At 73.3% G+C, this 21128-nt stretch carries 18 protein-coding genes; 3 read left to right on the top strand and 15 right to left on the bottom strand.

The genetic code is table 11. The features are described 5' to 3' along the window. Positions 1-7 precede the first annotated feature (7 nt). The 13 genes from D0Y53_RS07380 to xerD form a co-directional block, all read right to left on the bottom strand. The gene (locus tag D0Y53_RS07380) at positions 8-826 is read right to left on the bottom strand and encodes a general secretion pathway protein GspN (protein WP_117202577.1); all 819 of its coding nucleotides are present in this window, start codon (positions 824-826) and stop codon (positions 8-10) included. Beyond that, a complete protein-coding gene (gene gspM, locus D0Y53_RS07385; RefSeq protein WP_117202578.1) occupies positions 816-1445 on the bottom strand; it encodes a type II secretion system protein GspM in 630 nt (209 codons plus the stop codon). Before gspM ends, D0Y53_RS07380 begins: the two co-directional genes overlap by 11 nt. Next, entirely contained in the window at positions 1429-2568 is a 1140-nt protein-coding gene (locus tag D0Y53_RS07390) for a PilN domain-containing protein (protein WP_233511709.1), read from the bottom strand. Before D0Y53_RS07390 ends, gspM begins: the two co-directional genes overlap by 17 nt. A 17-nt stretch (positions 2569-2585) precedes the next feature. Beyond that, positions 2586-3497, bottom strand: coding sequence for a type II secretion system minor pseudopilin (locus tag D0Y53_RS07395; RefSeq protein ID WP_117202580.1), 912 nt, complete (start codon positions 3495-3497; stop codon positions 2586-2588). After that, positions 3494-4126 carry a prepilin-type N-terminal cleavage/methylation domain-containing protein gene (locus D0Y53_RS07400; protein ID WP_233511703.1) on the bottom strand — a complete coding sequence of 211 codons (633 nt, stop codon included), beginning with the start codon at positions 4124-4126 and terminating at the stop codon, positions 3494-3496. The genes D0Y53_RS07395 and D0Y53_RS07400 overlap by 4 nt, the downstream gene beginning before the upstream one ends. Before the next feature lie 332 nt (positions 4127-4458). Next, a complete protein-coding gene (xpsI, locus tag D0Y53_RS07405; RefSeq protein WP_233511704.1) occupies positions 4459-4902 on the bottom strand; it encodes a type II secretion system protein XpsI in 444 nt (147 codons plus the stop codon). A gap of 197 nt (positions 4903-5099) precedes the next feature. Continuing rightward, the gene (gene xpsH, locus D0Y53_RS07410) at positions 5100-5573 is read right to left on the bottom strand and encodes a type II secretion system protein XpsH (RefSeq protein ID WP_233511705.1); all 474 of its coding nucleotides are present in this window, start codon (positions 5571-5573) and stop codon (positions 5100-5102) included. Positions 5574-5842: 269 nt separating this feature from the next. Beyond that, on the bottom strand, positions 5843-6232 hold the full coding sequence (gene gspG / locus D0Y53_RS07415; RefSeq protein ID WP_117202583.1) for a type II secretion system major pseudopilin GspG: 390 nt from the start codon (positions 6230-6232) through the stop codon (positions 5843-5845). Positions 6233-6449: 217 nt separating this feature from the next. Then, entirely contained in the window at positions 6450-7664 is a 1215-nt protein-coding gene (gene xpsF, locus D0Y53_RS07420) for a type II secretion system protein XpsF (protein WP_117202584.1), read from the bottom strand. Between the two features lie 5 nt (positions 7665-7669). Beyond that, complete coding sequence (gspE, locus tag D0Y53_RS07425) at positions 7670-9358, bottom strand: type II secretion system ATPase GspE (RefSeq protein WP_117202673.1); 1689 nt, start codon at positions 9356-9358, stop codon at positions 7670-7672. Positions 9359-9476: 118 nt separating this feature from the next. After that, a complete protein-coding gene (gene purL, locus D0Y53_RS07430) occupies positions 9477-13577 on the bottom strand; it encodes a phosphoribosylformylglycinamidine synthase (protein ID WP_117202585.1) in 4101 nt (1366 codons plus the stop codon). A 66-nt stretch (positions 13578-13643) separates the two neighbouring features. Next, positions 13644-14486: a thioredoxin fold domain-containing protein gene (locus tag D0Y53_RS07435; protein WP_117202586.1), complete on the bottom strand. Its 843-nt coding sequence runs from the start codon at positions 14484-14486 to the stop codon at positions 13644-13646. A gap of 702 nt (positions 14487-15188) precedes the next feature. Next, a complete protein-coding gene (gene xerD / locus D0Y53_RS07440) occupies positions 15189-16142 on the bottom strand; it encodes a site-specific tyrosine recombinase XerD (protein WP_117202587.1) in 954 nt (317 codons plus the stop codon). Between the two features lie 74 nt (positions 16143-16216). On the opposite strand from xerD, the gene D0Y53_RS07445 reads away from it, so the two are divergent. Continuing rightward, positions 16217-16684: an RDD family protein gene (locus tag D0Y53_RS07445; RefSeq protein WP_117202588.1), complete on the top strand. Its 468-nt coding sequence runs from the start codon at positions 16217-16219 to the stop codon at positions 16682-16684. 82 nt (positions 16685-16766) lie between these two features. Here the strand turns inward: D0Y53_RS07445 and lptG are convergent, their stop codons facing one another. Next, complete coding sequence (gene lptG / locus D0Y53_RS07450; RefSeq protein ID WP_117202674.1) at positions 16767-17870, bottom strand: LPS export ABC transporter permease LptG; 1104 nt, start codon at positions 17868-17870, stop codon at positions 16767-16769. Further along, positions 17867-18961 (bottom strand): LPS export ABC transporter permease LptF, encoded by a 1095-nt coding sequence (gene lptF / locus D0Y53_RS07455; protein ID WP_117202589.1) that lies wholly within the window; start codon positions 18959-18961, stop codon positions 17867-17869. The genes lptG and lptF overlap by 4 nt, the downstream gene beginning before the upstream one ends. Before the next feature lie 187 nt (positions 18962-19148). On the opposite strand from lptF, the gene D0Y53_RS07460 reads away from it, so the two are divergent. Next, a complete protein-coding gene (locus D0Y53_RS07460) occupies positions 19149-20645 on the top strand; it encodes a leucyl aminopeptidase (protein ID WP_117202590.1) in 1497 nt (498 codons plus the stop codon). A 3-nt stretch (positions 20646-20648) separates the two neighbouring features. Continuing rightward, entirely contained in the window at positions 20649-21071 is a 423-nt protein-coding gene (locus D0Y53_RS07465; protein WP_117202591.1) for a DNA polymerase III subunit chi, read from the top strand. Positions 21072-21128: the final 57 nt, after the last annotated feature.

Here is a 21128-nt window from a genome sequence, read left to right on the forward strand (position 1 = left end):
GGGCACTCTACGGTTTCCTGGCGGGCGTTGCCGATTGCAGCGCCTCCTGCCGCATCTGCGCGCGGCGCGCCTGGATGCGCTCGCGGATCGCATCCATCTGCTGCTGGGTGTCGGTGGGCGGCGGGGCGGCCGCCGGTTCCGGTGTGGAAGTCGCTGGCGCCGGCGGCGCAGGGGCCGCCGGCGCCGCGGCCGGTTCCTCCGCTTCGGGGGCCGGCACCGCGTCCGCGTCGGCGACTGCATCCGCCGACGTCGCCCGTGCGCCGGCCTGGTCGCGGCCGTTGGCCGCGGCCGGCGCGCGCAGCGCAGTCGGCGGCTGCCCGCCGCTGCCGTCGAACACCCGCAACTCCAGCGACTTGCGGCCCGACGGGCCCTCGAACACCGCGCTGCGCGGTTGCAGCTCCACCAGGCGCCAGGCCGGCAGGGCTTCGGCGGCTTCGCCCAGTTTGATCCGCACCGAGTCGCCGCCCTGGCTGGGCTGCACGATCGCCATGTGCAGTTGCGGCGCGATCAGCACACTGGTGAGGACGTAGTCGAAGGCGGTGCTTTCGGTGCCTTCGCCGCCGCCGGCCTGCAGCGCGAACGGATGCGGGCGACGGTCCTCGGCGAACAGCGGCCGCGCGCCGATCTCGGCGTACTGCGCCAGCGGCCCGAGCCGCTGAGGCGCCGCCGGCCGCGGCTGCGGCAGTGGCGGCAGCAAGCCGGGATCGGCCGCCAGCAGCGCCACCCGCCCGCCCATGCCGGCCAGCGCCAGCAGCCAGCCCAGCAGTGCCCAGGCGGCCACGGCCGCCAGCAGCCAGGTGCGCGGACTAGGGCTGTCAACGCGCACGCGGCGCCTCCGTCGGCTCGCGCTCCGGCGCCGGACGCAGGTAGCCGTACAGATCGAAACCGACGTCCAGCCCGGCGCCCTGGTTGCCGTCCTGCCCGGGCAGGTAGAAGTAGCGCTGCCCCAGCACGCTGAGGTTGTCGACGAACACCCGCGGCGTACCGCTCTCCAGCGCATGCAGCACCGCGGCCAGCTCGGCGTTGCCGCAACGCAGCCGCACCTGCACGGTGACGCGGGCGAAACGCTCGCCCTGCGCCGGCGCCTCCAGCGGCGAGCGGTTGCTGATGGCGCAGCCGCGATTGCCGGGGCTGGCCTGCGCGACCACCGCTTCCAGCCGCTGCACCAGCCCGGCGGTCGCCAGCTCGGTGGTCGGTTCGGCCAGGAACGCCGGCGCGGCGGCGTCGCGCTGCTGCGCCGCGGCCAGCAGCCGCGCCACCTCCGGGGCCTGCTGCAATTGCATGCGCGCGCGCAGTTCGCGCTGCTGCAGCGCCTCGATGCGGGCGCCGGCCGCACGCATCGGCCGCGTCCACCACGGGTGCACGAACACCAGGTAGGCCAGCGCCAGCGCGCCCAGCAGCAGGCCCAGCGCCAGCCAGCGGTCGCGGTCAGCGGCGGCCGGCATCGGCGCTCTCCGGGGCGACGGCCGCGGCGGCCGCGGGCGCGACCGCGAGTTCGGCGGTCAGGGTGAAGCGGTCGCGGCCGCTGCGCGGGTCCGGCTGCAGCGCGCCGGTGAGCGCCGGCGAACGCCACGGCGCGGCGCCTTGCAGGCGTCCGACCAGCGCCGAGGCCTCGCCGCTCAGGCCGATCAGCAGCAGGCGGTCGTTCTCGATCGCCAGCTTCTCCAGGTACGTGTTGTCGGGCAGCCGCCGCGCCAGCTCGTCGAGCACCTCGACCGCGGTCGGGCGGCTGCTGCGCTGGCGCTCGAGGAACGCCCGGCCCTCGATCAGATCGGTCAGCTGCTGCCGCTGCAGCGCCACCGCGCGCGCCGCCACCGCCTCGCGCTCGACCCGCGCCTGCAGCGTCTGCACGGCGCGCTCGCGGTTGTCCAGCAGCTGCGCCAGCAGCGCCACGAAGGCGAAGACGGCCACCGCCGCCAGCACCCGGTTCCAGCCGCGCCAGGGATCGCGTTGCTGGCGCCGCTGCGCCGGCGGCAGCAGGTTGACGCCCAGCGGCACGCCGTCGTCGCCGGCGATATCGACGCCGGCCAGGCTCTCGGCCAGGGCGCCGAGCGCGGTGCTTTGCGCCGCCAGCGTGGCACGTGGCACCACCACCAGCTCGGCATCGAGCTGGCCGTCGCCGTCGCGGCGCCCGAGCAGGCGTGCGTCGAAGGCGACCGCTTCGGCGGCGAACGGCGTCTGCCGGTCGATCTCGAAACCGACCACGTCGCGCAGGCGCTCGGCCGCAGCCGCCGGCAGCGACAGGCGCCGGCGCAGTCCGCTGGCGGCCGGCAGCAGCAGCCAGCGCGGCAACTCGGCCAGTTCCGGCGACAACAGCGCGGCCAGCGCATCGGCGCTGGCCGCGGCCAGCTCGGGCACGCGGGCGAGGTCGCGCACGCCGTCGCCGTCGTGCAGCCGCAACTGCACGGCATCGTCAGCGGGTTGCAGCAGCAGCCGGCCGCGCTCCAGCCCCAGTGCGCGACGCCAGCGGCGCGGCAGCCACGCCGCCAGCGCCCGGCCCCACCACGCGAAAAAGCCGCCCACGCCGGCCCAGCGGGCGGCATGGCGGCCGAGGCGGTCGCGCAGCAGGCTGCCGACGGGCGCGCTCAACGTGGCGATGCTCCTTCCTCCCAGCGCAGCGGGGTCCAGGCCGATCCCGGCAACCCGGTCCCGCCGTTGCGCACGACCACGCGCAGCACGGCGGTGCGGCCGCCGAGTCGCGCCCGGCTCTCGATACTATACGTGCCGCTGTTGTCGCCCACGAGCGCCTGCCCGCCCGGCAAGGGCGGCGGCGGCAACCCGCTGGCGGGCGTCCAGCCCTGCCGCTGCGCCAGTACCTGCGCCGCCTCGAAGCCCGTCGCGGCCAACACCGGTGCCGAAGCGAACGCCGGATCCGGGCGCTCGCGGCCGCTGTACACGGTGACGTGCGGCGCCAGCCGCGCATACAGCGCCGGCGTCATCCCCAACACCTGCTCGACTTCCGCGACGCTCTCCAGCGGGGCGTCGGCAGCCCCGTAGGCGCGCCCGGCGGCAGCGTAGTCGGGATCCTCGGCGCCGCCGGCCGGCTGGGTCAGCGCGTCGGCGTCGCGCCAGTCCAGGATCGCCGCGGCCACCCGCGCGGCCTCGCGCGGGTCGCTGCCCAGTACCCGCAGCAGCGCCGCCAGCAGGTCGGCGTCGGCCATGTTGAGGTCGACCTTGCCCTGCTCGTCGACGATCCGGATCGCGACCTGCGCGCCGGCATAGTCCCAGCGGTATTCGCGGCCATCGGCGAGCCAGCGCCAGCGCGGTTCGCTGGCGGTGACGCGGGTGATCGCGTATTCGACTCCGGCGCGCGCGGCCTGCTGCGCGACCAGGCCGCGACTGAGGACCTGGCCCTGCAGGTGCTCGGTGCGCGCCGCCAGCGCGAAGCTGCCGACCAGCGCGGTCAGCAACGCCACCAGCCACAGCACCAGCAGCAAGGCGACGCCGCGCGCCGGCCGCGCGGCGCAGCGCCGGCGCCGTGGCGCGCCGGGCCTCACTGCAGCGCTCCCGGCGCGGCGCCGTAGCTGCCGGCCAGCGGCAAGGCCACCACCAGCGGCGGCCAGGCGCGGCCGTCGACATCGCGCAACGTGATCTCCACCTGCAGCGGCAGCGCCTCGGGCGCGCGCCACTGCGGCTGCCACGGACCCGGACGGCTGTCGGCGTCCAGCGCGCGATAGCGGAAGCGCACCGCGCCCAGGCCGTCGGCGAGCAGTTCCGGCGGCCGCGCCTGCGGATCCTCGATCACCGCCCCGCCCTGCACCACCGCCAGCGCCACGGTCAGGCGCAGCGCGTCGCCGTCGCGCACCACCGCCAGCTCGTGCAGGTAGGGGCCGCCGCGGCCGAGGTAATCGGGCAGGTCGGCGACGAAGCGCATGCGTTCTTCTTCCCCGACAAAGCGCTGCGCCAGGCCGCTGTCGGCTTCCAGACCGAAGGCGACCGGCCGGGTCGCGGCCAGCCGCGCGCGCAGGAATCCCTCGACCGCGCGCATGCGCTCGTTGCGCGCGGCCATGGCCTCGCCACGGCTGGCGGTCGCGGTCGCCGCGCGCAGGGTGGCGAAGGCCAGCGCCAGCCCGGCGGCGAGCAGCGCGGTCGCCAGCAGCACTTCGATCAGGGTGAAGCCGCGCACGACCGATGGCCCCGCGACCGCGTTGCACAAGCCGTCGCCACGGTCTGCGCTACACGCTCGCCCGCGGCTCTTCCCTGTGTACCCCAAGCAGTTGCCGGGGCCAGCGTCACGCAAACGCCCGTGCACGAACATTTCCACTGCGCCGACGACTGCTTGCGCGTCGTGGCATGCGCCATCCAAGCGCCTGCGCACGGCCACCACCGACGCAGCGGCGACTGCCTGCGCGTCCTGGCATGAACGCCCGCGCACACTCCCTTTTGCATCACCGACCACGAGCCGCCCGCCCGCCCCCGGAACCGCGCCCTCGACCACCCCGCAGCGCCGCGCCCCGATCACGGCGGCACCGCGTCGGTCGGCGCCGGCGTCACCAGCCGTAGCGACTGCAGCTGCAGACGCCGTTGCGCGGCGTCGCCAGCGTTGCCGGAATCGCCCCACTGCACCGTCAGCGTCAGCTGCAGCAGCCGCGGCGCGGCCGGGTCGAACAGCGCCGGCGGCGGCCGCAGGGGATCCTGGTACGGCGCCACCTCCAGCGCCCAGCGGTAGCGCCCGTCCTCGAAGCTGCCGTCGCGGTGGCCGGGCTGCAGCGCCTCGCCGACGCCGACCTGGTCGAGCAGCGATTGCGCATGCAGCGCCGCGCGCCCGGCCTCGTCGGCCCAGCGCACCTGCCGCGCGGCACCCGACAGCGTACCCAGCAGCAGGCTCAGCGCCAGCGCCAGCAGGGCGAAGGCTACGATCACCTCGATCAGGGTGTAGCCGCGCGCGGCCGAGGGCCCCACTCTCGCGATCCCCAGGCTGCTGCCGCGACTTGCGCACCGCCAGCGCGGCGCCGGAACTTGCTCTGCATCCTCCGGCGGAGCCTGGTCGCCGCGGCCGCGCCAGGTGCCCGTATCCACCGCCGCTGTCCAGCCGCCACGGCACGCGCAACCCGGCAGCCACGGCAGTGCTGTCGGCCGCATCCGGCCGCCGGCGCCGCTCATGGCGCCGCCTCCACCCGCGTCACCCGCACCTGGCCGGTGAGCCAGGCGACATCGACGTTCCAGGCCGTCTGCCGCGCCCGCAGCTGCACCCGGCCGCCGCTGGCAGCGCCATCGGCGAAGAACACGATCGCACCTTCGCCACGGCTGGGCTGCAGTTCGCGCGCACCGGTGAAGACGATGCCGAGCTGCCGGGGCAGCGTGCCGTGGCGGCCCTTGGGCGCGGTCCAGGCGTGCGCCCGCGGGTCGATCGTGAAGCGTTGCGGCTCGCCCGTCGCCAGCGCCTGTGCGCGGGTGTAGCGCAGCTGCGCGGCGACCTCCTGGGCGGCCGCACGCAGGCGCAGGCCGTCGCCGCCGCCGCTCAGCGCCGCCGCCGCGAGCAGGCTGGCGAGCGCGATCAGCGCGATCACCAGCACCACCTCCAGCAGCGAGAAGCCGCGCACCGCCGTCCTGCGCGCAATTGCGTCGTGCAAGCCCCGCACGGTCGATCCGCTCGCGCCAGCGTGGCCCGGGCCGTCGGCAGGGCCTGCACGACGCACCCGCCGTCGGCTTCGATCCATGTCTCGCCGCCTGCCATCGCCACGGCGTGCGGCCTCCGCCGGCCGCCGGGCGACCCGCGCCGCAGCGCCCGCATCCGCCCGTACCCGGGCAACTGTCGACGCGTGGCCCGGGCCATTGGCACCACCTGTCCCCGGCACCGGCTGACGGCTGCTTGCCATGGATCGGCCCGCGCCAGCCGCCGTTACTGGTACTTGATGTCGGCGTCGACGCTGTCGCCGCCGGCCTGCCCGTCCTTGCCCAGGCTGATCAGATCGAACGCCTGTCCCTCGCCGGGCACGCGGTATTCGTAGGCGTGATTCCACGGGTCCTTGAGCTCGGCCGGTTTCGCGTACGGACCGAGCCAGCCGGCGGCGTTGCCGGGGTTGGCGACCAGCGCGTCGAGCGAGTCGGGCAGGCTGCCGGTGTCCATCTCGTATTGCTGGACCTTCTCGGCCAGGGTCTGCACCTGCGCCTTGGCGAGGTTGGCCTTGGCGCGGTCGCCGCCGCCGAGGATGCGGCTGGCGGCGAAGGCGACGATACCGCCGATCAGCACCACCACCAGGATGATCTCGATCAGGCTGAAGCCGCGCATGGTTGATCCATACGCCGCGGCATGATGCAAGCCGTCGCCACGGCGCGCGTTACCCGTCCACCCGCGACTCCCGTTCGCGCCATGCAGGCCGGAGTCGCTGCCGGCAGCGTTCCGCCATACGCCAGCGGCGGCGCGTCGGGCCTGGAAACGTCGATTGCCCATCAGTTCATCCTCTCCATTGTCCCAATCCGTCTTGTTCGATGCGCCATGTCCCTGCCTAGCCGATCACGTTGGTCAGGTCGTAGATCGGGGTCAGCACCGCCAGGATCACGACCCCGACGATGCCCGCCAGCAGCACCGTCACCACCGGCACCAGCGCCGCCAGCAGCCGGTCCAGCGCCAGCGAGGTTTCCTGCTCGAAGGTGTCGGCGGTCTTGAGCAGCATCGTATCCAGGGCGCCGGACTCCTCGCCGACCTGGATCATCTGCAGCGCCAGCCGCGGGAAGCGCTTGCCGCGCGCCAGCGCCGCCGCCAGGCCGACGCCGTTCTTGACCTCGTCGGCGGCGGCTTCGACCGCATCGGCCAGGGCGCGGTTGCCGAGCACGTTGCGGCCGATGCCCAGCGCGGTCAGCAGCGGCACGCCGTTCTTCAGCAGGGTGCCGAGGGTGCGCGCCAGGCGCGCGGTCTCGAGCCGGGCGAGCAGCGGGCCGGCGAACTTCTGCCGCAGGATCCACTGGTCGAAACGGGCGCGGAACGCCGGGTCGCGCAGCTTGCGCTCGCCCCACCACAGCGCCAGCGCCGGCACCGCCAGCAGCACGATCCACCAGTCGCGCACGAACATGCCGACGCCGAGCACGATCTGCGAAAACCACGGCAGCGGCGCATCGAGGCTGTCGTACATCGCCGCGAACTGCGGCACCACGAAACCGAGCAGGAACAGCAGCGACAGCCCGACCATCAGCAGCAGGATCGCCGGGTAGATCATCGCGTTGAGCACCCGGCCCTGCATCGCGCGGCTGCGCTCCAGGTAGTCGGCCAGCCGCGCCAGGGTCTCGTGCAGGCTGCCGCCGGCCTCGCCGGCGCGGACCATGTTGACGTAGAGCTTGCCGAAGGCGCCGTGCTGGCGCTCCAGCGCGGTCGACAGCGCGGTGCCGCCGCGGACCGCGTCGCGGATGTCGGCGATGGTGCGCTTGGCGGCTTCGTCCTCGGGCAGTTCCAGCAGGATCGTCAGCGCGCGGTCCAGCGGCTGCCCGGCGCCGAGCAGGGTCGCCAGCTGCTGGGTGAACTGCACCAGCCGCTGCCCGGCGAACGGCCGGGGCTTGAACAGCGCGCGCCAGGCACCGCCGCCGGCCGCGCTCGCCAGCCGCGCCTCGACCGGCAGGTGGCCCTGCTCCTGCAGGCGCAATACCACCTCGGCGTCGTTGCCGGCCTCCATCTGCCCGTCGAGCAGTTCGCCGCGGGGGTTGAGCGCCTTGTAGCGGTACAGCGGCATGGCGCTCAGGCGTCCTCGGTCACGCGCAGCACTTCCTCGATCGTGGTGACGCCGGCCAGCGCCTTGGCGATGCCGTCCTCGTACATGGTGCGCATGCCGGCCTCGCGCGCCAGCCGCTCCAGCTCGCCCATGCCGGCGTGGCGCATCACCGCGCGCCGCAGCGCGTCGTCCATCACCAGGAATTCGACGATCGTGGTGCGGCCCAGGTAGCCGGTCGGGGCCAGCGCCGAGGCGCGCGGGCGGTACAGGAAGATCTCGCCCTGCGGCTGGTGCCGGCGCAGGTCGAACTTCTCGATCTCCTCGGGCGAGGCCGGGTAGCGCTCGGCGTGGGTCGGCTCCAGCCGCCGCACCAGGCGCTGGGCGAGGATGCCGTTGACGGTCGAGGTCAGCAGGTAATCCTCCACCCCCATGTCGAGCATGCGGGTGATGCCGCCGGCGGCGTTGTTGGTGTGCAGCGTCGACAGCACCAGGTGGCCGGTGAGCGCGGACTGGATCGCGATGCGCGCGGTCTCCAGGTCGCGCATCTCGCCGATCATGATGATGTCCGGGTCCTGGCGCACGATGCTGCGCAGGGCGTTGGCGAAGTCGAGCCCGATCTGCGGCTTGGCCTGGATCTGGTTGATGCCCTCGATCTGGTATTCGACCGGATCCTCGACGGTGATGATCTTGACGTCGGGGGTGTTGAGCTTGCTCAGCGCGGTGTACAGCGTGGTGGTCTTGCCCGAGCCGGTGGGCCCGGTTACCAGCAGGATCCCGTGCGGCTGCCGCAGCACGTGCTCGAACTGCGGCAGGAACGCGTCGGTGAAGCCGAGCCGGTGGAAATCGAACACCACCGTCTCGCGGTCCAGCAGCCGCATCACCACCGATTCGCCGTGCGCGGTCGGCACCGTCGACACGCGCAGGTCCAGCTCCTTGCCCTGCACCCGCAGCATGATGCGGCCGTCTTGCGGCAGGCGGCGCTCGGCGATGTTGAGCTTGGCCATGATCTTGACCCGGCTGATCACCGCCGCGGTCAGGTTCTGCGGCGGGCTCTCGCCTTCCTCGAGCACGCCGTCGATGCGGTAGCGCACCTTGAGCCGGTTCTCGAACGGCTCGATGTGGATGTCGGAGGCGCGCAATTCGACCGCGCGCTGGATGATCAGGTTGACCAGGCGGATGACCGGCGCCTCGGAGGCGAGATCGCGCAGGTGCTCGACGTCGTCCAGGTCGCCGGATTCGCCTTCCGCGGTCTCCACGATCGCGCCCATCGCGCTGCGGCCCTGGCCGTACCAGCGCTCGATCAGGTCATCGATCTCCGAGCGCAGCGCCACGCCCGCGCGCACCTCGCGCCCGCTCGCCAGCCGCACCGCGTCCAGCGCGTAGCCGTCCTGCGGATCGGCCAGCAGCAGCTCGACATGGTCGGCGCTCTCGGCCACTGGGACGAGGTGGAACTGCTTCATGAACCGGGTCGTCAGCGCCACCCCTTCGGGCGGCAGCTCCGGGGCGTCGCGGGTGCTCAGCAGCGGCAGCCCGAGCACCGCGGCGCAGGCTTCGGCGTGGTCGCGCTCCGACACCAGGCCCAGGCGCGCGAGCAGGCCCAGCAGGCTGCCGCCGGTGTCCTCCTGCAGGCGGCGCGCGCGGGCGAGGTCGGCGTCCTTGAGCCGGCCCTTGTCGAGCAGCGCCGCGGCCACGCGCTCCTCGGCGTCGGCTGCGATCCCGTCGCCCGCCGCCGGGGCATTGGCCTGGTTGGCGACTGCGTTCACGACCCGCCCTCCGCGCTGAGGCGCCGACTTTAGCAGGTCGCGCCGCGCGGCCGGCCGCCGCCGCGGGCGCTCAGTTCATGAAGGCGCGGGCGTTCCTGAACATCCGCAGCCACGGCGAATCCTCCGGCCAGTCGGCCGGCGCCCAGCTGAAGTTGACCCGGCGCGGGGTGCGCTCGGGATGCGGCATCAGGATGGTGACGCGGCCATCGTCGCTGGTCAGCCCGGCGATGCCGTCGGGCGAACCGTTGGGGTTGGCCGGGTAGCCGGTCGCGACGCTGCCGTCGCCGTCGACGTAGCGCAGCGCCACCCTGGCGGCGGCGGCGCCGGCCTCGGCGTCGAAGCTGGCGCGGCCCTCGCCGTGCGCGCTGGACACCGGGATCCGCGAGCCGGCCATGCCGCGCAGGAACAGCGACGGCGACTCCAGCACCTCCAGCAGTCCCAGCCGCGCCTCGAACTGCTCGCTGCGGTTGCGCAGGAAACGCGGCCAGTGCCCGGCCCCGGGGATGATCGGCTTGAGCTGGCTGAGCATCTGGCAGCCGTTGCACACGCCCAGCGCGAAGCTGTCGCCGCGGGCGAAGAACGCGGCGAACATGTCGCGCAGCTGCGGCCGCTCGAGGATGCTGGTGGCCCAGCCGCGGCCGGCGCCGAGCACGTCGCCGTAGCTGAAGCCGCCGCAAGCCGCGAACCCGGCGAACTCGTCCAGGCGCAGGCGCCCGGCGATCAGGTCGCTCATGTGCACGTCGACCGCGCGGAAGCCGGCGCGCTCGAACGCGGACGCCATCTCCAGCTGGCCGTTGACGCCCTGTTCGCGCAGGATCGCGACCGCCGGCCGGGTGCCGCCGCCGATGTACGGCGCGGCGATGTCCTCGGCCGGATCGAAGGTCAGCCGCGGCTTCAGCCCGGGCGCGTCGAAACGGCGCGCGGCGGCGCGTTCCTCGTCGGCGCACTCGGGGTTGTCGCGCAGCCGCTGCAGCGCATGGGTCACCGACCACCAGGCGTCGAACAGTTCCTCCCAGCGCCATTCGACCAGGGTCTCGCCGGCGTGGAGCACGCGCACCAGCGGCGCGGTGGTCGGCCAGGCGATGCGCTGCGCGCAGTCGACCAGGCCGTGGCCGGCGACCAGGTCGGCGAACGCGGCGCGGTCCTCGCAGCGGAGCTGCACCACCGCGCCCAGTTCCTCGTTGAACAGGGTGCGGCAGACATCCTCGATCCGGTCCGCGCCCCAGCCGTCGAGCACGATGTCCAGGCCCAGGTGCGAGCAGAACGCCATCTCCGCCAGCGCGGCGAAGGCGCCGCCGTCGGAGCGGTCGTGGTAGGCCAGCAGCAGGCCGGCCTGGCGCGCGTCGCGGATCAATTCGAAGAACGCGCGCAGGCGTTGCGGGTCGTCCAGGTCGGGGACGCCGAGGCCGTCGCCGCCGCCGGAGAACGCCGGCAGCGCGGCGTTGCCGCCGGTGCCGGCGGGCTGCGCCTGCGGGTGGCATTGCGCCAGGATCGAGCCGCCCAGGCGCTGGCGTCCGGCGCCCAGGCCGATCAGCCACAGTTCGGTGTCGGCCTCGCGCGCCAGCAGCGGCGTGAGTTGCGCGCGCACGTCCGCGACCGGGGCGAACGCGGTCACCACCGGCGACACCGGCGACACCGTCCGCTGCACGGCGCCGTCGGCGTGCCACTGCGCCTGCATCGACAGCGAATCCTTGCCGACCGGGATCGCGAGCTCGAGCTGCGGGCACAAGTCCAATGCGATCGCGCGCACCGCGTCGAACAGGCGCGCATCCTCGCCCGGGTGGCCGGCGGCGGCCATCCAGTTGGCCGACAGCTTGACCCGGTCCAGCGACGCCAGCGGCGCCGCGCACAGGTTGGTGATCGCCTCGCCGACCGCCATGCGCGCGGCCGCGACCGGATCCAGCAGCGCCAGCGGCGTGCGCTCGCCGATCGCCATCGCCTCGCCGGCGTAGCCGGCATAGTCGGCCAGGGTGAGCGCGCAGTCGGCCACCGGCAGCTGCCACGGGCCGATCATCTGGTCGCGCGCGGTCAGGCCGCCGACGCTGCGATCGCCGATGGTGACCAGGAACGATTTCGCCGCCACCGTCGGATGCGCGAGCACGCGCAGGCCGGCCTCGTGCAGGTCCAGTTGCGCGGTGGCCAGCTGCGGCCAGTGCGGCGGCGCCGGGTGCGCGGTGTCGCGGTGCATCTTCGGCGGCTTGCCGAACAGCAGGTCCATCGGCAAGTCGATCGCGAACCGATCCGGATCCGGAGACCGGGTTTGCTGCCCGACGCCCGAGGACGGATCGGAAAACACGGTTTTCGCTTCGCCGCGCGGATCGGCTTCGCTGCCGTGCGCCTCGCCCGCGATGGCCTCGTTCACCGCCTTGCCGTAGACCGTTTCGATCGTCGCGCCGTAACCGACGACCAGGCGCTCCTCGGCGGTCGCGGTGCCGACCACCGCGAACGGGCAGCGCTCGCGCGCGCAGATCGCCGCGAAGTCGGCGACGCGGTCCTGCGGCAGGCCCAGCACGTAGCGCTCCTGCGACTCGTTGCACCACAGCTGCAGCGGCGACAGCGAGGGATCGTCGCTGGGCACCCGGTCCAGGTCGATCACGCCGCCGACGCCCGAATCGTGCAGCAGCTCCGGGATCGCGTTGGACAGCCCGCCGGCGCCGACATCGTGCAGCGAGGCGATCGGATTGCGTTCGCCCAACGCCACGCAGCGGTCGATCACTTCCTGGCAGCGGCGCTGCATCTCCGGGTTGTCGCGCTGCACGCTGGCGAAATCCAGGTCCTCGGCGCTGTCGCCGGAGGCGACCGAACTGGCGGCGCCGCCGCCCAGGCCGATCAGCATCGCCGGGCCGCCGAGCACGACCACCGCGTCGCCCGGCGCCAGCGCGCGCTTGGCCACCAGCGGGCGGTCGATCGCGCCGAGGCCGCCGGCGAGCATGATCGGCTTGTCGTAGGCGCGGGTGAGGCGGCCGCCCTGGGCGGCGGCGCTCCCGGACTCGCGCAGCTCGAAGCTGCGGAAATACCCGGTCAGGTTCGGGCGCCCGAACTCGTTGTTGAACGCGGCCGCGCCGAGCGGGCCGTCGAGCATGATCTCCAGCGCCGGCGCCATCCGCGGATTGAGCGGACGCTCGCCTTCCCACGGCTGCGGCAGGCCCGGGATGCGCAGGTGCGACACGCTGAAGCCGGCGAGCCCGGCCTTGGGCTTGCCGCCGCGTCCGGTCGCGCCCTCGTCGCGGATCTCGCCGCCGGCGCCGGTGGAGGCACCGGGGAACGGCGCGATCGCGGTGGGATGGTTGTGGGTCTCGACCTTGATGCAGAAGGCGCTGTCGGCCGCGGCTTCGGCGCGGTATTCGTGCGTCTGCGGGTCGGGGCGATAGCGGCGCGCCGGATAGCCGGCGACCACCGCGGCGTTGTCGCTGTAGGCCGACAGGGTGTGCGCGGGCGTGCTGGCGTGGGTATGCCGGATCATCCCGAACAGCGACAGCGGCTTGCCCGCCGCCTGCTGCTCGCGGCCGTCGATGGTCCAGGTGGCGTTGAAGATCTTGTGCCGGCAGTGCTCGGAATTGGCCTGCGCGAACATCATCAGCTCGACATCGGAGGGGTCGCGGCCGAGCGCGCCGAAGCGCGCGCGCAGATAGTCGATCTCGTCGTCCGCCAGGGCCAGGCCCAGACGCGTGTTGGCCGCTTCCAGGCCGGCCAGGGGAATGCGCTCGAGCGCGCCGCGTGCCGGCGCCCGAAACAGCGCCGCGCCGTCCGCGCGCGCGGCCAGCAGCGACTGCGTCATCGGATCGTGCAGCAGGCTGGCCAGCGCGGCTTGCTGCGCCGAATCCTGCGGCCAGCCGGCCAAATCCAGGCGCGTGCCGCGCTCGACCCGCCGCACCGGCAGACCGGCGCCGTGCAGCAATTCGGTGGCCTTGCTGGCCCAGGGAGAGATCGTGCCCAGCCGCGGCAGCACGAAGCGCGAGATCGCGCCCGGGGCCAGCGGCCGGGTGCCGGGATCGGCCTGCAGGATGCGCTGCAGGGGCGCCGCGTCGGGGACGGCGCCGGGCTCCGGCTCGACCCAGTAGGCCAGCCAGGCGCCCACGATGCGCAGTTCGGGAACGATGGCCTGCAGGCGGGTTTGCAGCCGCTCGCGACGGAACGGCGACAGGGCCGGCGGGCCCTCGAGGACGATCATGTCCGATGGAACCGGGGGAAACGGCTCGCCATTGTAACGGAGCCGGGGCAATCCCGGCCCCGGGACTCAGCGACTGCCGGGGGCGGCGCCGGCGGCGGGCCGGGCGTCGGCGGCGGCCAGCCGGTCGAGCGCGGCGCGCAGCTGCTCCGGCGGCACGTAGCCGCCGAGCTGGGTGCCGTCGGCGGCCAGGATCATCGGCGTGCCGGTCAGGCCCAGGCGCTGGCCGAGGTGGTACTGCATCGTCACCGGGTTGGTGCAGTTGCGGTACGGCACCGGGCGGTCGCTCTTGGCGTCGGTCAATGCCTGCTTCGGATCGGCCGCGCACCACACCGCGACCATCTTCTTGAAGTCCTCGCTGCCCAGGCCCATGCGCGGGAACGCCAGGTACTGCACCGCGATCCCCTGCCGGTTGTAGTCGGCGATCTGGCTGTGCAGCTTGCGGCAGTAGCCGCATTCCACGTCGGTGAACACCGTCACCGTGTACTTGGGCGCGGGCGGCGCGAACACGATGCGCTCGCCGACCGGCACGCCGCGCAGCAGCTTGACCCGCAGCTTGGCCAGCGCCGCCTCGCCCACATCCTGCCGGGCGCCGATGTCGTACAGCGTGCCCTGCAGCAGGTACTTGCCGTCGTTGCTGACGTAGACCACCTGACCGCCGACGATCGCCTGCTGGAAGCCGGCCAGCGGCGCCGGATCGATCTGCTCGATCTGCACGTCCGGATTGATCCCGCGCAGCGCGTCGCGGGCCAGGGCGGCGGGAGAGCCGGGGACGATCGCGGCCGTCGCCAGGTCGGCCTTGCTGGCCATGGCCCCGGGCTTGGCGGCGACCGCCGGCGCACCGGCGGTGTCCTGGGCGCAGGCGGACAGGCTGATGGCGCCGAGCAGGAGGAACGACAAGGTGACTTTCATGGGCTTCCTGACATAAGCGGCGGGGCGTTTCGGGCCTGCGCCGGCAAAGGGGACCGCGGGCATTGTCGCACGCGCGCAACCGGCCTCCGGGCCGCCGATCGGGCACCGCCTGCCGTACGTTCAGCGCGCGCCGCACCGGCCGCGGCCAGCCTGGCGCAGGGAAGCCGGGTGCGGAGCACGCCGCGAAGCCTTCCCTTGAGCGCGGAAGTTTCTGAGGGGAGAACCAGTCATGTGCGGAAACATCTGCGGGGGAAGCCGGCGGCCCGGCCTGTGCGGGACACGCCGTGAATACATCCCTGTAGGCTCCTCGGCGGCATCCATGCCGCCGACGGTCCCGCACAGGCCGGGCCACCGGCTTCCGGGCAGTGAGTCGGCGCGCGTGGGAACCAGCCGAAGCGACAGACTCCACGCTCGCCAAGGCGCCGCCCGGCGGGCTGGGGGTGCGGAGAGTGGACCATGGAGGGTCCACGACCCGACTTAAAGACAGGAGGTCGTCAGGAGGGCGCAGCACCCCCAGCCCGCCGGGCGGCGACTCCCTCCGAAGCCGATCTCCCGAGACCAGGCCATGACTCGACGTCAGGCCAGACATCACCCGCGCCCAGACAAAAAGACAGGATGTCCTCAGGAGGGCGCAGCAGTTCCAGCCCGCCGAACGGCGACTCCCACCGAAGTCGATCTCCGGAGTTTGGAGGGATTGCGCGCCTAGCCGCGCGGGTGATGCCGGGCGTGCAGGCGCTTGAGCTGTTCGCGCGCGACCAGCGTGTAGATCTGCGTGGTCGACAGCGACGCGTGACCGAGCAGCATCTGCAGCGCGCGCAGGTCGGCGCCGTGGTTGAGCAGGTGGGTGGCGAAGCTGTGGCGCAGCCCGTGCGGACTGATCCGGGTCGGGTCGATCCCGGCGGCGCCGGCGTAGCGCTTCACCAGCTGCCAGAACTGCTGCCGGCTCGGCGCGGCGCCGCTGGCGTTGAGGAACAGCGGCGCCAGCGCGCGCTTGCCGGCCAGCGCCGGCCGCGCCTGGTCCAGGTAGCGTTGCAGCCAGTGCTGCGCCTCCTCGCCCAGCGGCACCAGCCGTTCCTTGCCGCCCTTGCCGGTGACCCGCAGCACGCCCTGGCGCAGGTTGAGCGCGGTGGCGGGCAGCTGCACCAGCTCGCTGACGCGCAGTCCGGCGGCGTACATCAGTTCCAGCATCGCGCGGTCGCGCAGGCCCGTGGCGGTGGCGCTGTCGGGGGCGGCCAACAGGGCCTCGATCTGGCTCTCGGCCAGCGCCTTGGGCAGCGCGCGCGGCAGTTTCGGCGGCTCCAGCAGCGCAGTCGGATCGTCCTGGCGTACGCCGCGACGCAGCGCATGGGCGAAGAACGCGCGCAGCGCCGACAGCAGCCGCGCGTTGCTGCGCGGCGCATAACCGTCGCGGGTGCGCCAGGCGAGGTAGTCGAACAACGCACCGCGATCGGCCGCGATCAGGCCGCCGCCGGCGCCGTCGCGCCAGCGCGCACAGCCTTCCAGGTCGCGGCGGTAGCTGGCCAGGGTCTGCCGCGACAGCCCGGCTTCGGCCCAGGCGGCGTCCAGGAAGGCCTCGATCGCGCCTGCGTCGGCCGCGCGCAGCGGCGGCAGCGCAGTGGCGCGGGCCCGGCGCTGCGCGGGAGTGGCGGAGGACATGCCGCCAGCTTAGCGACTCGCATGCCAGGCAGCGCAGGCTGCGGGCACCGCGCGGGCGCCGGTATGCTGGCGCGATGAACGAGATCTCGCCTCCCCCACCCGCGGCGCTGCTCGGCTGGCGGCTGCTGGCGCTGGTCTACGATTTCTTCCCGATGTTCGGCGTGTGGTTCGTGGTCGCCGGCGGTTTTGTCGCCGTCTGCGGCGATGCCGTGCGCGGCGGCTGGCTCGGGCTGCTGGAATTCGTCGCGCTGTGGGCCGTCACCGGGCTGTACGCGGTCGTCAGCTGGCGCCGCGGGGGCCAGACCCTGGGAATGCGACCGTGGCGCTTGCGGGTGGTGGCCGCCGATGGCGGCAGCGCCGCGTGGCCGGCCTTGCTCAAGCGCTATGCCGTCGGCACCGCGTCGCTGTTGCTGGCCGGCGCCGGGTTCTGGTGGGCATGGATCGATCGCGACCGGTTGACATGGCACGACCGCACCAGCGGAACCAGGATGCTGCGTGCACCCGGAAAGGCGGCAGGCGGCGCCCGGACACGCGCTCCCTGACGGCAGTTGGCGCCAGGCCGCGAATGCGTGTCCGCAATTGCCGGAACGTATTCACGTCACGTCCCGAACGCCTGGCGCCGGTTTACCCGCTGCGACGCCGGAACAGCACCGCCGACACCGCCAGCATCAGCACCGGCGGCACCAGGTAGGCGAGGCGGAAGTCGAACTTGTAGACCCCCGCCAGGCGCACGAACTGGGTCTGCAGGATCCAGAAACCGAGCGCGAACACGATGCCGACGAACAATCGCCGGCCGAGGCCGCCGCCGCGCAGGGTGCCGAAGGCGAACGGGATCGCCGCCAGGCACAGCGCCAGCACGTTGAACGGATAGAACCAGCGTCCCCAGTAGGGCTCCTCGTAGTCGCTGGCGTCCAGGCCGTTGCGCTGGCGGTACTGGATGCTGCTGCGCAGCGCCGCGGACGTCAGCCCCGACGGCCGCGCCACGCTGGCGGCCAGGGCGGTATCGTCGAGCTGGGATTCCCAGCGCTCCTCCAGCGCTTCGGTCTGGGTCACCGAGCGCGCATCGAACCAGGTGCGCTTGACGTCGTGCATCAGCCAGCCGCCGGGGCGGTGCTCGGCGCTGGCCGCGCGCGCGATCGACTCCAGGCGGCCGTCGGCGTCGAATTCGTACAGGTGCACGTCCTGCAGTTCCAGCCAGCGCTGGCCGCCCTCGCTGTGCTCCAGGCCGCCGCCGGCATTGAGGAAGGTGTTGCCCTCGCGCGCCCACAACCCGGAATAGCGGGCGACGATCAGGTCCGGCGACTTGGCCTCGGCCTTGAGCCCGTCGGCCTGGCGCTGGCCCCAGGGCGCCAGGGTCTCGCCGTTGACCACCATCAGCGCAGTCAGCAGCGCCAGGCTCATCGCCACCGCCAGGCCCAGCCGCCGCCGCGACAGGCCCAGCGCGCGCAGCGCGGTCAGCTCGGCGCTGGCCGCCAGTTGCCCCAGCCCCATCAGCGCGCCGATCACCGCCGCGGTCGGAAACAGGAAATAGGCACGCCGCGGCAGGGTGTAGACGACGTAGGTCAGCGCGGTGGAAAAGCCGTAGTTGCCCTTGCCGATGTCGCCGATCTCGCCCATCAGCCCGCCGACCACGAAATCCAGGCCCAGCAGCACGCCCCAGGTGAGCAGCACCGTCTCCAGCAGGATCCGGCCGACGTACAGGTCGTGGAGTTTCGGGAACGGCCTCATGGCGTCCGCGTCCACGGCCGCCGCACCGGGCGCAACCGGCCGTCGCTGAAATACATCCCCGCCCCCAACGCCAGCAGCGGCAGCACCAGCCACCACAGCCCTGCCGCCGGCGGCAGGGTGCCCTTGCCCAGCCAGTCGGTGCCCAGCAAGGTCAGGTTCATGCCGATCAGATAGGCGAGAAAGCCGATCAGGATGCGGCCATAGCGCGCCTGCCGCGGCGGACTGCGCGCCAGCGGCACCGCCAGCAATGCGAACGCCAGCGCCAGCAACGGCGGCGCCAGGCGATAGTGCAATTGCGCGCCGGCTTCCCGCCGCGGATCGCGCAGCAGCGCCGCCGTGGTCATCGCCTGCGGATCCTCGCCGTCTGCCTGGCTGCGCTGGTTGTCCGGCAGCAGCAGGTCGTTGCCGGTGTAGCGCATCAGGCGGAAATCGCGCCCGTTCTCGCGCGGGCCCTCGACCCGGAATCCGTCCTGCAGCCGCAGGTAGCGCTGCGCGCCGTCGAAACTCATGGCGCCGCTGCGGGCGGTGGTCACGTCGAGGCGGTCGCCGCCCTGCTTGTAGACGAAGATCCGGCTCATGCGGGTGCCGTCGCTGGACATCGCGCCGACGTAGACCACGCCGCCGCCGCCGGGCAGCTCGGTGAAGCGCCCCGGTTCCAGCCCGGCGATCAGCAGGCTGCGGTTGCCCTCGGCGATCATCGCTGCCGAGGTCGCCTTGGCCCACGGCCCCAGCCACAGCGAGCACAACGCGATCGCGCCCACCACCGGCAGCACCAGCAGCAGCAGCGGCCGCAACAGCCGCCGCGGGCCGATCCCGATCGAGGTCAGGATCGGCATCTCGGCGTCGCGGTACAGCCGCCCGACCGCCAGCATCAGGCCCAGCATCAGCCCCAGCGGCAGGATCAGCGGCAGATAGCGGATCGTCTGCAGGCCCAGCTGCGACAGCATCATCGCCGCCGGCACCCGGCCGCTAGCGATCTGCCCGAGCACGTTGGCGAACAGGCCGCCGAGGCTGACCATCAGCAGCACCACCAGCGCCGCGAAGGTGGCCTGGGCGAATTCGCGCAGCAGATAGCGGTCAAGCAGTGGCATCGGGCTCCGGGCGCGGCTTCGGCATCGGGCAGGGTTGCATTAGACTTCCGGGTTCGTTCGACGACGGCGTCAGCCGCGATCCGGCCGGCCCGCACTGGCGCCGGCCGGCGTCGCCGCCGCGACCCGCAAGTCGCGGCGGCGGACGATTGTACGGAAAAGCCCCCGTCCCCCTGCCGGAATCTGTTGCATGACCCTCGAATTCAGCCTGAACCACGACGCTCCCGCCGACGTCCGCACCGACTGCATCGTGGTCGGCGCCTTCGCCGACGCCAGCCTGACGCCGGCCGCGCAGGCGCTCGACGCCGCCAGCGGCGGCCGGCTGCAGGCCCTGCTGGCGCGCGGCGACCTCAGCGGCAAGACCGGCAAGACCGCATTGCTGCACGACCTGCCGGGCGTGGCCGCGCCGCGGGTGCTGGTGGTCGGTCTCGGCGAGCCCGGCAAGTTCGGCGTGCCGCAGTACCTGAAAGCGATCGGCGACGCCGCGCGCGCGCTGAAGACCGGGCCGGTGGCCTCGGCGCTGCTCACCCTGGCGGAAACCGCGGTCCCCGGGCGCGACGCGGCCTGGAACATCCGCCAGGCGGTGATCGCCGCCGACCACGCCTGCTACCGCTACACCGCCACCCTGGGCGCCAAGAACAAGAAGCGCGAGGAAACCGGGCTGCGGACACTGGCGATCCACGCCGCGGCGGGTGCCGCGGCCGACGCGGCGCTGGCGCAGGGCCGGGCGATCGCCGCCGGCGTCGCCTTCGCCCGCGAGCTCGGCAACCTGCCGCCCAACGTCTGCAACCCGGCCTACGTCGCGCAGCAGGGCCGCGAGTTCGCCGCGCGCGCCGGCGGCAAGGTCTCCTGCGAGGTGCTCGACCGCACGCAGATGCAGGCGCTGGGCATGGGCTCGCTGCTGGCCGTGGCCCAGGGCTCGGCCAACGAGCCGCAGCTGGTGGTGATGAAGTACGACGGCGGCGCGCCCGGCGCCAAGCCCTACGTGCTGGTCGGCAAGGGCATCACCTTCGACACCGGCGGCATCAACCTCAAGACCCAGGGCGGGATCGAGGAGATGAAGTACGACATGTGCGGCGCGGCGTCGGTGCTGGGCGCGTTCGTCGCCGCGGTCGGCATGCAGCTGCCGCTCAATCTGGTGTGCGTCGCCGCGGCGGTGGAGAACATGCCCGACGGCGCCAGCTACCGCCCCAGCGACGTGCTCACCTCGATGTCGGGCAAGACCATCGAGGTCGGCAACACCGACGCGGAAGGGCGCCTGATCCTGTGCGACGCGCTGACCTACGCGCAGCGCTTCGAGCCGGCCGCGCTGCTCGACGTGGCGACCCTCACCGGCGCCTGCGTGGTGGCGCTGGGCAAGTACGCCACTGGCCTGATGGGCAAGCACGACGACCTGTGCGCCGAGCTCCTGGCCGCGGGCGAGACCACCTTCGACCGCGCCTGGCGGCTGCCGCTGTGGGACGAATACCAGGGCATGCTCGACTCGACCTTCGCCGACGTCTACAACATCGGCGGCCGCTGGGCCGGCGCGATCACCGCCGGCTGCTTCCTGTCGCGCTTCACCGAGGGCCAGCGCTGGGCGCACCTGGACATCGCCGGCGTCTCCAACGGCGACGGCAAGCTGGGCATGGCCACCGGGCGCCCGGTCGGCCTGCTGGCGCAGTGGCTGCTGGACCGCGCGGCCTAGGGCATGCCGCGCGCCGACTTCTACCTGATCGCCAAGCCGCGCTTCCGCGAGCAGCCGCTGCTGCTGGTGTGCGAGCTGGCGCGCAAGGCCCACCACGCGGGGATGCCGACGCTGGTGCTGGCGCGCGACGCGCAACAGGCCGAGGCGCTGGATGAACTGCTGTGGGAGTTCGATCCCGACGACTACGTCGGCCACCAGCTCGCCGGCGACGAGGACGACGACGCCACCCTGGTGCTGATCGCCGCGCCCGACACCGACACCCCGTTGCGGCCGCTGCTGATCAATTTGCGCGACGCCGCGGTCGAGGGCGCCTTCGAACGCGTGCTGGAAGTGGTGCCGGCCGACGATGCCGCCCGCGGGCCGCTGCGCGAGCGCTGGAAGCAGTACAAGGCGCGCGGTTTCGAAGTGACCAAGCACGACATGTGACGCGAGCGCCGCGGTGCCGGCGAAAGCCGGCGCCCGGCGGCTTCCGGCCGGCAACAC

It is taken from the genome of Cognatiluteimonas weifangensis (assembly GCF_003416885.1).
Taxonomy (GTDB): Bacteria; Pseudomonadota; Gammaproteobacteria; order Xanthomonadales; family Xanthomonadaceae; genus Cognatiluteimonas; species Cognatiluteimonas weifangensis.

Bases quoted from the DNA above. Each gene is read 5' to 3' on its own strand.
- D0Y53_RS07445 (WP_117202588.1), top strand. From the start codon at position 16,217: ATGAACGAGATCTCGCCTCCCCCACCCGCGGCGCTGCTCGGCTGGCGG.
- lptF (WP_117202589.1), bottom strand. From the start codon at position 18,961: ATGCCACTGCTTGACCGCTATCTGCTGCGCGAATTCGCCCAGGCCACC.
- D0Y53_RS07435 (WP_117202586.1), bottom strand. From the start codon at position 14,486: ATGAAAGTCACCTTGTCGTTCCTCCTGCTCGGCGCCATCAGCCTGTCC.
- D0Y53_RS07460 (WP_117202590.1), top strand. From the start codon at position 19,149: ATGACCCTCGAATTCAGCCTGAACCACGACGCTCCCGCCGACGTCCGC.
- lptG (WP_117202674.1), bottom strand. From the start codon at position 17,870: ATGAGGCCGTTCCCGAAACTCCACGACCTGTACGTCGGCCGGATCCTG.
- gspG (WP_117202583.1), bottom strand. From the start codon at position 6,232: ATGCGCGGCTTCAGCCTGATCGAGATCATCCTGGTGGTGGTGCTGATC.
- xerD (WP_117202587.1), bottom strand. From the start codon at position 16,142: ATGTCCTCCGCCACTCCCGCGCAGCGCCGGGCCCGCGCCACTGCGCTG.
- gspM (WP_117202578.1), bottom strand. From the start codon at position 1,445: ATGCCGGCCGCCGCTGACCGCGACCGCTGGCTGGCGCTGGGCCTGCTG.
- purL (WP_117202585.1), bottom strand. From the start codon at position 13,577: ATGATCGTCCTCGAGGGCCCGCCGGCCCTGTCGCCGTTCCGTCGCGAG.
- D0Y53_RS07465 (WP_117202591.1), top strand. From the start codon at position 20,649: ATGCCGCGCGCCGACTTCTACCTGATCGCCAAGCCGCGCTTCCGCGAG.
- xpsF (WP_117202584.1), bottom strand. From the start codon at position 7,664: ATGCCGCTGTACCGCTACAAGGCGCTCAACCCCCGCGGCGAACTGCTC.